Annotated in this window: 10 protein-coding genes and 3 pseudogenes; all 13 read right to left on the reverse strand. The window is 35.2% G+C overall.

Annotated features, from left to right (window positions below):
• Position 1 precedes the first annotated feature (1 nt).
• The 13 genes and pseudogenes from spoIIGA to JCM21714_RS02740 all read right to left on the reverse strand — a co-directional run bounded on the left by spoIIGA (position 2) and on the right by JCM21714_RS02740 (position 13,676).
• A complete protein-coding gene (spoIIGA, locus tag JCM21714_RS02685) occupies positions 2-928 on the reverse strand; it encodes a sigma-E processing peptidase SpoIIGA (RefSeq protein WP_235182551.1) in 927 nt (308 codons plus the stop codon).
• A 294-nt stretch (positions 929-1,222) separates the two neighbouring features.
• Positions 1,223-2,377, reverse strand: a complete 1,155-nt coding sequence (gene ftsZ, locus JCM21714_RS02690) for a cell division protein FtsZ (protein ID WP_035721598.1) — start codon at positions 2,375-2,377, stop codon at positions 1,223-1,225.
• Between the two features lie 68 nt (positions 2,378-2,445).
• Positions 2,446-3,739 (reverse strand): annotated as a pseudogene (gene ftsA, locus JCM21714_RS02695) (cell division protein FtsA).
• Between the two features lie 140 nt (positions 3,740-3,879).
• Positions 3,880-4,263, reverse strand: coding sequence for a small basic family protein (locus JCM21714_RS02700; protein WP_035721601.1), 384 nt, complete (start codon positions 4,261-4,263; stop codon positions 3,880-3,882).
• Positions 4,263-4,988 carry a DUF881 domain-containing protein gene (locus JCM21714_RS02705; RefSeq protein ID WP_052000332.1) on the reverse strand — a complete coding sequence of 242 codons (726 nt, stop codon included), beginning with the start codon at positions 4,986-4,988 and terminating at the stop codon, positions 4,263-4,265. The genes JCM21714_RS02700 and JCM21714_RS02705 overlap by 1 nt, the downstream gene beginning before the upstream one ends.
• Positions 4,989-4,992: 4 nt before the next feature.
• Positions 4,993-5,463: a DUF881 domain-containing protein gene (locus JCM21714_RS02710; protein ID WP_084040546.1), complete on the reverse strand. Its 471-nt coding sequence runs from the start codon at positions 5,461-5,463 to the stop codon at positions 4,993-4,995.
• Between the two features lie 13 nt (positions 5,464-5,476).
• Positions 5,477-5,677 carry a hypothetical protein gene (locus JCM21714_RS20785; protein WP_084040547.1) on the reverse strand — a complete coding sequence of 67 codons (201 nt, stop codon included), beginning with the start codon at positions 5,675-5,677 and terminating at the stop codon, positions 5,477-5,479.
• A gap of 9 nt (positions 5,678-5,686) precedes the next feature.
• Positions 5,687-6,466, reverse strand: coding sequence for a cell division protein FtsQ/DivIB (locus tag JCM21714_RS02715; RefSeq protein WP_235182552.1), 780 nt, complete (start codon positions 6,464-6,466; stop codon positions 5,687-5,689).
• A gap of 106 nt (positions 6,467-6,572) precedes the next feature.
• Positions 6,573-7,678, reverse strand: a pseudogene (gene spoVE / locus JCM21714_RS02720) (stage V sporulation protein E).
• 85 nt (positions 7,679-7,763) lie between these two features.
• Entirely contained in the window at positions 7,764-9,110 is a 1,347-nt protein-coding gene (murD, locus tag JCM21714_RS02725; RefSeq protein WP_035721605.1) for a UDP-N-acetylmuramoyl-L-alanine--D-glutamate ligase, read from the reverse strand.
• On the reverse strand, positions 9,107-10,096 hold the full coding sequence (mraY, locus tag JCM21714_RS02730) for a phospho-N-acetylmuramoyl-pentapeptide-transferase (RefSeq protein ID WP_035721608.1): 990 nt from the start codon (positions 10,094-10,096) through the stop codon (positions 9,107-9,109). Before mraY ends, murD begins: the two co-directional genes overlap by 4 nt.
• Before the next feature lie 53 nt (positions 10,097-10,149).
• Positions 10,150-11,604 (reverse strand): UDP-N-acetylmuramoyl-L-alanyl-D-glutamate--2,6-diaminopimelate ligase, encoded by a 1,455-nt coding sequence (locus JCM21714_RS02735; protein WP_035721611.1) that lies wholly within the window; start codon positions 11,602-11,604, stop codon positions 10,150-10,152.
• Between the two features lie 147 nt (positions 11,605-11,751).
• Positions 11,752-13,676, reverse strand: a pseudogene (locus JCM21714_RS02740) (stage V sporulation protein D).
• Between the last annotated feature and the right edge of the window lie 29 nt (positions 13,677-13,705).

The following is a 13,705-nucleotide window of genomic DNA, read 5'->3' on the forward strand; positions in this document are numbered from 1 at the left end:
CTCATCCTGTTTGTTGGAATAACTTCGGGTGTAATAAACAATGATAGCTATTATCAGCGACTAAATTCCCAAACTGAATTCCTACTAAAACCTTTTTATTAGTTACATGTGTATCCCTTAAATCTATTTGGACATAATCAGGCTTAAATGCAATCATAAAATCATGATGGCCGTTAACACCCTGATATGGAATTAAGCGAAATAAGGAATTTATAGATTGATCTTCACCTTCCATTAATTTTCGAAACGATTGTTGCAACTCTGCTAATTCTGCTTCGTTTAACCAATCTTGTAGTATTACTTCATCTACAATTATCACAGGTGTCTGTGTGAATGGATCAACTAAGTGGTTACCGCTATCTAGATATCCAGTTGTTTCAATTTTTTTATTTTTCCAAAATATAGTAACTTTATAATAGAATTCTTGATAAAATTGTTGCATTTTGTGCTTGTCCATTCGATACTTTGTAAAAAAGAAAATAATGGGGAAAAATATAATGACAAAAATCCCATGAATATGATCAGCTTTGATAGTGTTAAATGATTGAAGGTATTGTTCACTGGAAAATAAAAAGTGAATAGCAAATAAGCCGCCACCTATTGAAAAAGTCATAAAATAAAAAGTAAATAGTACTTTTAAATAGATGGCAACATTATGAAAACCAAATGCAATCCAAATAATAACAAAGGAATGAGTAATTTTAAGAAACCAGGTATCTATTGGAAATGTTGGGAAGATAAAAGATATCGGGACAATTAGGGATCCAACAAAACTCGCCAATAACAATCGGTACCATGATGAAATATGCTTCGTGACAGATTGAGTTAGTAATAGGATCATCCAATCTATCATAAAATTAAGTAGCCAGATAACTTCTACATATATAACCACCCGTTCCTTCCTCTCCATCGCATCGCTTGAGAACATTTACTTGTCTACAAGTATAAAGAAAGGTGGAAAAGAAGTCTGTCAGAGTTTGTATGCAAAATTCCTCTAGTTTTAAGAAATAACTACAGATAATGTTGAAATCTATCCCATAACTTTTTTAAAAATACGCCAAATTAATAACACCATTACAATTAAATCACCGAACCCGATATTACACATTTATTAACTTGCTAGACTAAAGGAAGATAGTCCGTAAATATTGTCTTCCTTACACGTGCGGAGTTTCTTGTTTCATAAAAAAAAGTTGCCAATTTTTATTGGCAACTTTTTTAACTATCTTCTTCTATTACGATTACGCAAGAATGTAGGAATATCTAATGTATCCTCTTCCTGTTTTGGTCGTTGTGGAGAGGACGTTTGGGTTTGGGCTTGAGATTGTGGTTGTTCTTGTGCTTTTTCCGGCTGTCTTTCCCTTTTTACAGGATTTGACTGCAGCACAGACTTAGGTTTGTTTTGACCATTTTTAATTTGTGTTTCATCAAAACCTGTGGCAATTACTGTCACTACTATCTCATCTTTTAAATCTTCATTAATAACAGAACCAAAAATAACATTTACTTCTTGATCTGCTGCAGACGTTACAATATCAGCTGCTTCCTGTACTTCATACAGACTTAAGTTGGTGCCACCTGTAATGTTCATTAACACGCCATGCGCACCATCTATCGATGTTTCTAACAGTGGCGAAGAAATGGCTTTTTTAGCTGCTTCAGTTGCACGACTTTCTCCAGTAGCGACACCAATTCCCATAAGTGCAGAACCTTTATCGGCCATAATTGTTTTTACATCAGCAAAGTCAACATTTATTAAACCAGGTGTCGCGATTAAATCAGAAATACCTTGCACACCTTGACGCAATACGTTGTCAGCTTCACGGAATGCTTCTAACATTGGAGTATTTTTATCAATAATTTCTAATAAGCGATCATTTGGAATAACAATTAACGTATCTACACTACCCTTTAAACCATCGATCCCTGACACTGCCTGAGTGGCTCTCTTTCTCCCCCCCTCAAAAGTGAATGGACGTGTAACAACACCTACTGTTAATGCTCCTACTTCCTTTGCTACTTGCGCGATTACCGGAGCAGCACCTGTTCCAGTACCTCCACCCATACCGGCAGTGACAAATACCATGTCTGCTCCCTTTAATATTTCCTCAATTTGTTCTTTACTTTCTTCTGCAGCTTTTCTACCTACCTCCGGGTTTGCACCCGCTCCTAAACCTCGAGTTAATTTCGTACCTATTTGCATTTTCACTTCTGCTTTAGATAAATTTAAAGCTTGAGCATCTGTATTTACAGCAATAAATTCCACGCCTTGTACACCATGCTCTATCATACGGTTGACAGCATTACTTCCACCGCCGCCGACACCGATTACTTTTATCGTCGCAAGTTGATCCATATTTGTATCAAAGTCTAACATGCCATTTCCTCCTAATTTGCTAGATTACTAGTCTGAATTTTTCTATGTTTTTACTTACTTCTGTTTCTTTAATCGAAGAAATATTTAAAGAAGTTCGCAATTTTGGGTTCTTTCTTTTCAGTTTCTTTTTGTTTTGTAGTTGTTTTTTTTGTACGAACAGGTTTTTCACTATTCGTATGGCTTGTGTTACTTTGTTGTATTTTGACTGCGTTTGTGAGTTCTTTCCCTTGTATTCTCGCATTCTTATATGCAAATTTCAAGATACCAATTCCAGCTGTATATTGAGGTTCTCGAACACCTATATAATCCGGAATTGCTATTCTAACATTGCTTTGAAAAATATCTTGTGCCAATTCAACTGATCCAGGCATACTCATGGTTCCACCCGTTAATACAAGTCCACCAGGTATTTCTTCATATCCCATTTTTTGAATTTCACGAGCACTATATAGTAATATCTCTTCTAATCTTGCTTCAATAATTTCAGCAAGATCTAATTGATTATGGAATTGTTTCTGATTACTACCAATAATATTAACATCAAATGTCTCTTCTTCATTTGCATCATTGTAAAATGCATGACCATGATTTAATTTTATATCTTCCGCTTCATCAGAAGTGGTTCGTAAGCCAATCGATAAATCCTTGGTAATATTGTATCCTCCCAGTGGAATAACACTGGTAGCTACTAATCCATCATCATCAAAAACTGAAACAGTTGTACTTCCACCACCAATATCTAACAAAGCAACTCCCAAGTTTTTTCGTCTTGGGATAAAGCTACTTCTCCTGTTGCTAGGGGGGGTTGCAAGCAAATATCCATTACACTTAAGTCTGCTTTTTCTACACACTTCAAAATATTATGTAACATTGTTTTCGAGCAGGTAATAATTGTTCCTTCCATTTCAAGACGCACACCAATCATACCTCGTGGATCACGGATTTCATCTAACCGTCAACAATGAACTGTTTTGGTATAACGTCTACTATTTCTCGCTCTGGTGGTATTGACATAACTTGTGCTGCATCCATTACACGATGAATATCCTCTTCAGAAATCTCTTTATTATCGCTAGATACAGCGACAACACCATGGCACGGCTGAAGTTGCACATGATTACCGTTGACACCAACAATAACTTGATCGATATGTATGTCAACCATACGTTCAGCTTGTTCAACTGCCGCACGTATGGAATGAACCGTTTCATCTATATCTACTATTGCACCCTTTTTCATACCAATTGATTTTGCTGTTCCTACACCAATAACATTCAAGGAATCACCTAAAATTTCTCCGATAATTACTTTTATTTTTGATGTACCTATATCCAAGCTGACTAAAATTTCACCGTTGTCCATGAGGCACCTCCTATTTCTATGCATTTATCTGCGTATCATATCATATAATAAACTGTGTTAAACACTATTATAATAAAAAACTCAATATTTTTCATGAATAAATGTAAATTTAGCGGAAAAAAATTATATATTTTGATTTATTAATTTATTTTTGTCGATATATCATTATTTTTCTTCGTTTTTTTAAATAAATAATATTTATCAAGTAATAATCTTCTAATTATTGCCAGGTTCTGAAAAAGACGGACACCAAAAGCAAAAATTGCCGCCAAATATAAATCAATGCCTAACTGCACACCTAGAAACGCTAATAAAGCTGCAAGTGAAACATTAAAGAAAAAACCTGAAATAAACACTTGTTGATCAAATTTCGAGTCAAGTTGTGCTCTTATACCACCAAATAAAGTATCAAGAGCTGCTAAAACTGCAATAGATAAATAATTAGAATACTCTTCAGGTATAGAGAGATTGGTCATAAAACCTAATAACAGACCTATGAGCAAGAATAATGCTGGCAATAACATTAACTTTCACCTACTTCTGGGATGTCACCAACGTGTACCTCTTGCAAATTAATAGCTCCATCATACTTTGGAAGGACCACTTTTTCCTGTTCTCTAATACTTATTGTAACATTTTCTAAGGCGAAATAATCATTTATTTCACTTACTTCAATATAATCTCTAAATTTTTCAATATCTTTTGTGATGATATGAATATCAGTTGGTAAATTTCCTATAGAACTATTATTAACATATACTTTTCCATTGACATCACGAATAGGACTAATATTTATAATGCGTTGATTTCCAATGGCTATTTCGTTTGCACCAGATGCATTTAATTCATTAATAAATAGCTGCAGTAATTCTGCATTTATCGACGGATATTCCTGCAACTCTTCATTTAAAAAAATTGGTTCGATAGTAATAATCATACCTTTACCAACTATTTCTGTTAATCCTGCCTTTTCACGCAGCTCTTGAATCGATTCCTTCAAAGAAATGATCTGCTGGTGTTCTGTTTGTTCCTGGTATTCAATAAGCGTCTTTTCAGCTTCGGCAATTTCCTGGTACAAATTCTGTTGTACCTTTTGTTCCTCTTGAAGTGCCGTTCTAATTTCCCATGTATCTCTAGTATCACGGGAATCTGGTTGTTTATTCGTATTGAATAATGTGGCAACCATAAACCCAATTAATAGACAGACTAATCCTATCATCAGCTTATGCTTAGTGAACACATTCTTCATTATGTCACATATCCTTTGCATGCATTTCTATTTTTGATTTTTTTTCAATAGTTACTTCTATATTATCCTGAACTAACATGTCAATAACTCCATTTTTTAAATTTAAGCTTACATCTAAAATGTCTTGATCACCGATTGCTGAAACTACAAATGGTGCTGGATACGCTGTTCCATCAACTGAAACAACTGGACCAATACAGGAAATGTAACTGTTTCGATAAATTCTTTGTCCATTAATTGCAATTGCTTTGGCACCTGCACTAAACAATTCGTTCACAGTTTGATGAATATGCCGGTCATGGACTATATATTGGTTTGCATGATCTTTAGAAGGAATATAACTAGCATCCTTTAAGGTTAACGTTATACCTTCTCCGCTTATTGGAAGTTCTCCAGTTAATTTTTGAAGAGTTATTTTAGTGTCAACTAAGTCCTTTAATTCATTAGGACCATCAGCTAATTCCTGCTCGATCAATTGAACATCCTTCTCACAGTCCTAAGTTCATTCTTAACCGCCTATTTGTTTCTTCAATATCTATTAGCTGTTTACGATAATAATAATCTCTTTCCCACTCTTGATCATTTACTTGAACGATTTCGGAAGTCGACTTTGTATGTTGATAACTGAACATCAACAAGAAACCAAGTATTAAGAAAACAAATGCAAATATTAGTTGTTTACTCCTCATTTTTTTCTATTATATCCTCCTCTTTTGCTTCCACTTGGTATGGAGTGAAAACTGCCCCCCACTTTCATCAATTTTAATCACGCCTTCTTCTTTAGGGTCTAGCTGCGAAACAATAGAAGGATAGCTATTTAAAGTAGATGATAAATTACGTATTGATGATTCGACCTCATGTCCATCGGTCATATAAAGTTTAATTTTATATGGATTGGCATCAGAGGGAATCCAATATATTTCTGAGATTAATACGGAGACATAAGACGAAAGCTTGGCAAGTTCATCTGACAGTTCCTGTAAATAGTGATTATCTTTAAATCCAGATAAAATAGGTACCTCCCCATCTACAGAAGTCCAATTAACTTCATCTAACAGTTCCCCCCCATTTTCTAATATAGGATGCAATTTACTGTCCAATTCCACATAACCGATATGCTTTAACTCTTTCACGTTAATGCTAATCGTATTCGGAAATGATTTGGAGACATCTACTGCTTTGATTTGAGGATGCGAAATAATAGCTTGTTCTATTTCTTTCGATTGAACACCCCCCCAAAAATTAGTGGATTCATCTATTTTACTTCGGTTTAAAATTTCCTCATTTTTTACCCAGTGTAGTCCACTGACCGAAATATGTTTTACATAGCTCATTGGCGATTGCATATAAACAACAATGAAAATTAATAAAAAAAAGATGAGCATATAAAATATTAATTTCTTATTTGCTTTTTTTCGACGTTCTTGTTTTAATTTTGGTATACGCTCTTCAATAGACACTACTCTCTTTTGCACCATTTAACTACTTCCTTCATCCAATAATCAGTTTACTAAATATGGTATATCTACAGTACGAATTATATCACAGGAATCATCTTTTCGAAATCACCCAAATCTCCCAAGTTTAAAGTTTATATTTACTTATGTTAATTAAAATACCAACTGAACACAGGGTTAATGTTAACGACGAACCTCCGTAACTTAGAAAAGGAAGTGTAATGCCAGTTACAGGTATTAATCCAATAACGACACTGATGTTTATCATCACCTGAATCATAATCATACTGACAATTCCCACTGCTAATAACCTTGCAAATAGATCTGGTGCGTAAACAGATATTAGTATACCTCTCCAAACAAATAAGAAAAAAAGTAAAATGACGAAGCCTGCACCGATAAAACCTAGCTCTTCTGCAATTATAGCAAAAATAAAATCATTATGCGGTTCTGGCAAGTAAAAATATTTTTGCAAACTATTCCCATAACCGACACCAAATAAACCACCAGGTCCGATTGCATATAATGATTGTATGATTTGAAATCCGGTTCCAGTGGATCTTGCCATGGGTCTAAAAATGCGGTTATCCGATTTATTCGATATGGAGCTGAAATAATTAGTAATAGAAAGCCAATAATTCCAAAACCGATCAAAAACATAAAGTGACTAATTCTAGCTCCAGACACAAATATCAAAAGGAAACAAGTTAATAAAAATACCATACCAGTACCTAGATCAGGTTGTAACATAATAAATAAAAACACAAAAAAGGTTAGTGACAATGGTGGGATGAATCCTTTTTTAAACTCTGTTATTTTATCTTGATGCTGCACTAAAAATCCACTTAAAAACATGATCATGGCAAGTTTTATAAATTCTGCTGGCTGTATGCTAAACGCTCCAACGCCAATCCAGCTTCTTGCTCCGCCCCCCCTCACCATTCCTATGCCAGGTACCAGAACAGCGATTAATAATAAAAAACAAATCAAAAAAATCCATTTTCGGTATTTTATCCATTTAAAGTAAGGTATATTGGCCACGATAAACATGGCAATTACTCCAACACCAGCAAATAATAATTGTCTTTTCAAGAAATAGAATGCATCATCAAATTTATAGGATGCCCAAATGGAAGAAGCACTGTAGATCATTATTGTACCAAGTGTTAGAATGGTTAGTATGATGCCAATTAATAAATAATCGGGTTTATGATCCTTTGCCACTTTTTGCATAAAAAAACCCCCATATTCCTCTGCGAATTAGGGGGGGGTAATCTTTTGTGATTGTAACTGCATACTATAATAGACAAGCCCCCTATTATAAGTTATGCACATAATCCATAAACATGTTGCCTCTTTCTTCAAATGTTTTATATTGATCCCAGCTTGCACATGCAGGTGATAATAAAACAACATCACCGTCGCTAGATATATCATACGCATATTGAACAGCCTCAGACATTGTCTCAACTAGTTTAATAGTAGGTACTCGATAGGCTTCTCCCATTTTCTTTATCTTATTAGCTGTTTCACCAAATAACACAAGTGCTTTTACATCTTTCATAAATGGTCCCAGTTCATCAAACTCATTCCCGCGATCAAGACCACCTGCTAATAGGATAGTAGGCTGCTGAAATGCACCTAAAGCTTTGGTTGTAGCTAAAATATTAGTAGCTTTTGAATCATTATAGAACAATCTTCCCTCCACTTTTTTCACAAATTGTAAACGATGGGATACACCTGTGAATGTCGTTAACACATCTTGAATCGATTGATTGGATATTCCTTCAATTTTCGAAACAGATATCGCAGCCAAAATATTTTCGAGATTGTGTTCCCCGACCAATGCAATAGATTCCAAATCGATAACTTTGGTTCCTTGAAAATAAATCGCTTGTTCCTTACAGTATGTACCACTTAGCACTTCTTGTTTGCGACTAAAAGGAATAAGTTTGGACTGTGCTTTATCAGTTATTTGAACGACACGCTCATCATCATAATTATATACCAGATAATCATGCTCTGTTTGATTTTTAAAAATGTTTGCTTTCGCATTATGATAATTTTCAAGCGTATGATGATAATCTAAATGTGCTTCAAATAGATTTAAAAGTACCGCAACTTTTGGTTTGAATACATCAATACCCAATAACTGGAAAGAAGACAATTCTGCCACCATTGTTTGTCGATCACTCATCTGTGCTGCAACTTCAGAGGCAACATGACCAATATTTCCAGCTAAGCAAACCGGAACATCTCCTTTTTTATACATCTCATAAATTAAGGTAGTTGTAGTAGTTTTTCCATTTGATCCAGTTATTGCAACCAGATGCTCAATCCCAAAGTACGGGATCAGTTCGATCTCTGTTAAAATAGGAATATCATATTCCATTGCTTTTTCTACTAAAATATTTTCATAGGGAATACCTGGATTCTTTATAATTACGTCAACGTTTTCTAATAGTTCAAGAGGATGATCACCTAAGACGACAGGGATATCTAGAGAACGTAATTGTTGAACATGTTCATTATTCTCTGAAGCTTTCAAATCATTTGCTACTACGTTTATACCATTAGCTGCTAAAAGCTTAGCAACTGCTGTCCCGCTTTTGGCTAATCCTAAAACAAGTACTTTTTGATATGGAAAATGGTTTAGTTTTCTCATGATGACAACACCTCAATATAAATTCCTAATACTGCAAATAAAATACCTACTGCCCAAAATGTAGTGACTACACGCCACTCCGACCAGCCCTTTAACTCATAATGATGATGCAACGGACTCATTAAGAAAATACGCTTTCCTGTCGTTTTAAATGATATAACTTGTATCATCACTGATAACGTTTCTAAAACAAATATTCCGCCGATGATTACTAATAAAATCTCCATTTTAAGTAAAATCGCAATTGCTGCAATAGCTCCACCAAGTGCTAAAGAACCTGTATCCCCCATAAATACTTTGGCAGGGTGGGCATTAAACACTAAAAAGCCTAATAAGGATCCAACAACCGATAAGCTAAATAAAGTTATATTTACTATATCAGGCATGCTATACCAAGCCAGAATAGCAAATGCACCAAATGCAACAACTGCTGTTCCTGCTAATAATCCGTCCAAACCATCTGTTAAATTGACAGCATTCGAGGCACCAACTAACATGACAATAATAAAAACGGGATAGAACCAACCTAAGTCAAAAGAAATGGATGTTCCCGGAATCTCTATGCTAGTTGAGAAATTATGCTGTAATAAGACGACGTAAAAAATAATTGCAATCACAATTTGACCAAAAAGTTTTTGTTTAGAAGTTAATCCTAAATTTCTTTTCAGAACAACTTTAATAAAATCGTCTAAGAAGCCTACTAACCCGAATCCAATTAATACAAGTAGCAATAAATAAATCTCATATCCTAATTCACCCTGATTTACTCGTGACACCACTATAATACTGGTAATAGTAATACTTAATATTATCATAACGCCACCCATAGTGGGGGTTCCCGATTTTTTTTGATGTGATTTTGGACCTTCTTCCCTTATGCTTTGGCCGAATTTTAATCTTTTCAGAAAAGGAATTAAAATCGGAGATAGTAGAACAGTAATTAAAAATGCGATTGCTACTGTAATTAAAAATGTATATTCATTCATCTATTCTCTCTCCAATCTGCTACACATTGTTACTACCAATCTAGTCTGTTCGATTATAAAAATTGCAGTGCTACCTTTTCATCATCAAAATCCAGAACTTGATCGCCTACAATTTGATATGTTTCATGTCCTTTGCCAGCAATTAAAACCACATCGCCAGATTTCGCTTGTTGAATCGCATATTTAATGGCAGCTTTTCGATCTAACAACACTTGATAATTTGTAAACTCTATTCCTTCTACCATATCATCGATAATCACTTGTGGTGATTCTGAACGTGGATTATCCGAGGTGAAAATAGCGTGATCTGCATATTGACAAGCAACTCCAGCCATAAGTGGTCTCTTACGTCGATCACGATCACCGCCACATCCAATGACGACATATACTTTCCCTTCACAAAAACGTCGAATGGTAACTAAAACATTTTCCAATGAATCTGGTGTATGAGCATAATCAATAATTACAGCAAATTCATTTTGATGATCAACAGGCTGAAAACGCCCTTTTACACCGGCAGTATTATTTAATACACTTTGGATATCTGTTAGTTTAATTCCTGAAGCAAAGCAAGCTGCCGCAGCTGCAAGAATATTATACACACTGAACATACCCATTAATTTGCTGCTTATATTTATAATACCTTCTGGAGTTTGCATATTAAATGATATACCACTAGCTTTTAATTCTAAATCTGTTGCTTGGAAGTTCGCTTTATTCGTTATCCCATACGTTAAAATAGGCTGCGAGGTAACTTTCTTTAGAAAGGATGCATGGGCATCATCCTGATTAATAATAGCATATTTTTTCTTCCTTTGGTTCAAGCTATTGCCTAATTGTGAAAAAAGTAAGCTTTTCGCAAATAAATATTGCTCCATCGTTTCATGATAGTCGAGATGGTCCTGGGATAAATTCGTAAAAACAGCAATATCGAAATCTATTCCATGAACTCTTCCTAAATCTAATGCGTGAGAAGACACTTCCATTGTAGCTACCTCTACATCTTCCTCCACCATTTTATTTAAATTTTTCTGTAGAAATAGCGCATCAGGTGTAGTGTTTTTAACTGGATAAATTTGATCTCTTATCATCATTTGTAATGTTCCAATCAACGCAGTTTTTTTGGAAACATATCGGTGAATTTCATCAATCATATGTGTAACAGAGGTTTTACCATTGGTGCCTGTCACACCTATCACTTTTAGATGGGTGGAAGGATGATCGAAAAATACATTCGCTAATAGTGCTAAAGCTCTTTTTGTATCCGGCACAACTACTACCGGTACGGAGAGCTGCAGTTCATGGTCTGCCACCACGACACTAGCACCATTATCCACTGCAGCCTGGGCAAATTGATGACCATCTACCGTATATCCTTTTATACAAATGAACAGAGATTCCGTCGTGATTTCTCGATGATCCATTTCGATATTTTTAATTGAAATTGTGTGCAGTGGCTGTTGACACTGAAAGTCGAGCAAACTATTTATTAATTTTTCTGCATTCATTTTTTCACCTTTTCTTTATTTGTTAACTATTAGTATTGTTAGTTTTAGAAGTAAAGAACATATATTTCTGTTAATATCATACAGCAAGTATTTAACAACCATATAATTATATCAGAAGGATACATTTATTTCGATAAAACTTTATTACTATTTATTACCTAAAACAAGCCTGATTTTACTTCCTTCTTTTACCTTTTCTCCAGCCTTCGGTGCTTGATCAATGATGTATTCGCCGTCTCCTATCACATCTATTTGTAATGAGATTAAATATTGTTGTAACTCTTTTCTATTCAAGCCGATTAAATCTGGTACTTCTACCAAAGGAGTATCTGGCCATTGATAGTCTTTTTCTATTCCGTTATCCTGCTTTGGAACACCGAGAGCTCTTAGACTGTCTTCGATAATATTACCTACTATTGGTGCTGCTACAACTCCACCAAATTGTACTACATTTTTAGGATTATCAATTGCTACATAGACAACAATTTCAGGATCGTTTGCAGGTGCAAATCCGATAAAAGAAACGATGTGGTTATTTTCCATATATCGACCATCAGGTCCAACTTTTTGTGCTGTACCGGTTTTGCCACCCACTCGATAGCCTTCTACATATGCACTTCGCCCAGTTCCTAAAGAAACTACCGATTCAAGTGTTTCTCTTACTACCTTTGATGTTTCCTTTGAAATGACCCTATTCTTTAATACGGGCTCCTTCTCTTTGATTGCTTCACTTGTAATAGGATCTATGATCGCCTTAGTAATATATGGTTCATACAGATAGCCCCCATTTATTGCTGCTGAAACAGCCATAACCTGCTGAATTGGTGTAACAGAAACACCTTGTCCGAAAGAGGTAGTTGCCAATTCCACTGGACCAACATTTTCTAAATCAAATAAAATGCCCTTCGCTTCTCCCTGTAAGTCTATACCTGTCTTCTCGCCAAAACCAAATTGTTCAATATAGGAAAAAAGCTTTTCTTTCCCCAACTTTTGACCGAGAACGATAAATCCAGGGTTACAGGAATTTTGAACGACTTCTAAAAAAGTTTGATGTCCATGTCCACCACTTTTCCAACAGTGAAGGTGTGTGCCACTAACTTCTATATCTCCATCATCAACATATTCATCTTCTTCAAGATCCACTAAATTTTCTTCTAAAGCAGCTGCTAACGTAATTATTTTAAACGTTGATCCGGGTTCATAGGTACTCCATATCGGCAAATTACGATTATACACCTCTGCGCTTATCTGTTTGTAATTAGCTGGATCAAAATTAGTCTAGAGGACATTCCCAGTATGCTTCCATCTTTAGGATTTACTGCGATGGCCACTGCTCCATCTGGATTATATTTTTCTTCAGCAATATCCAATTCTCTCTCCATAATGGTTTGTACGCGATTATCAATAGTTAATTGGAGATCCTTTCCGTCTACTGGTTCGCTATATTTATCGGCCATTTGAGGCATTCTTCTTCCTTTGGCGTCGCTATAAAATGATAAACTACCTGGAGTACCACTCAAATAATCTTCATAATATAATTCAAGTCCTGTTAAACCTTGGTTGTCAATACCGCTAAATCCAAGCACATGGGACATATATGCACCATTTGGATAATGTCTAATCGAATCCTCTGCTATATAGACACCATCCAAATTCAATGTTTGTACAGCGATAGCCTTTTCTTCGGAAATTTTCCGACCTTCCGGGTGAAGTCTAATTATCCGCTCATTTTTAGTAATAGCCTCTAGCGCATCTTGATACGTCATTCCTAGTACAACAGATAAAGCCTCTGCTGTTTTTTTAGGATTAACTATTTGCCTGGGAACCACCATAACTGTCGGTGCTGAAATATTTTCTGCCAGGACTTGCTGATTTCTATCGAGAATTTTCCCTCTTTCTGGCTCAAATACAATATCTCTACTCCATAATTCCTCTGCCTGAGCAATTAGAAAGTCTGACCAGACAAATTGCACATAGCCAAGTCGAATAATAATAACAGCCATAACCAAAAAAGCAAAAATAAACACAGTAACTATTCTCCGTTGCACCATCATATTGGTAATTTGTTTCATAACAATTCTCCTTTATTTCAAGAAACTGT

Origin of the sequence: Gracilibacillus boraciitolerans JCM 21714, assembly GCF_000521485.1 — a bacterium.
In the GTDB taxonomy this organism is placed as follows: Bacteria; Bacillota; Bacilli; order Bacillales; family Amphibacillaceae; genus Gracilibacillus; species Gracilibacillus boraciitolerans.

Bases quoted from the DNA above. Each gene is read 5' to 3' on its own strand.
- JCM21714_RS02705 (WP_052000332.1), bottom strand. From the start codon at position 4,988: ATGAAGAATGTGTTCACTAAGCATAAGCTGATGATAGGATTAGTCTGT.
- ftsZ (WP_035721598.1), bottom strand. From the start codon at position 2,377: ATGTTAGACTTTGATACAAATATGGATCAACTTGCGACGATAAAAGTA.
- JCM21714_RS02735 (WP_035721611.1), bottom strand. From the start codon at position 11,604: ATGAATGCAGAAAAATTAATAAATAGTTTGCTCGACTTTCAGTGTCAA.
- murD (WP_035721605.1), bottom strand. From the start codon at position 9,110: ATGAGAAAACTAAACCATTTTCCATATCAAAAAGTACTTGTTTTAGGA.
- JCM21714_RS20785 (WP_084040547.1), bottom strand. From the start codon at position 5,677: ATGAGGAGTAAACAACTAATATTTGCATTTGTTTTCTTAATACTTGGT.
- spoIIGA (WP_235182551.1), bottom strand. From the start codon at position 928: ATGTTCTCAAGCGATGCGATGGAGAGGAAGGAACGGGTGGTTATATAT.
- JCM21714_RS02715 (WP_235182552.1), bottom strand. From the start codon at position 6,466: ATGGTGCAAAAGAGAGTAGTGTCTATTGAAGAGCGTATACCAAAATTA.
- JCM21714_RS02700 (WP_035721601.1), bottom strand. From the start codon at position 4,263: ATGTTATTGCCAGCATTATTCTTGCTCATAGGTCTGTTATTAGGTTTT.
- mraY (WP_035721608.1), bottom strand. From the start codon at position 10,096: ATGAATGAATATACATTTTTAATTACAGTAGCAATCGCATTTTTAATT.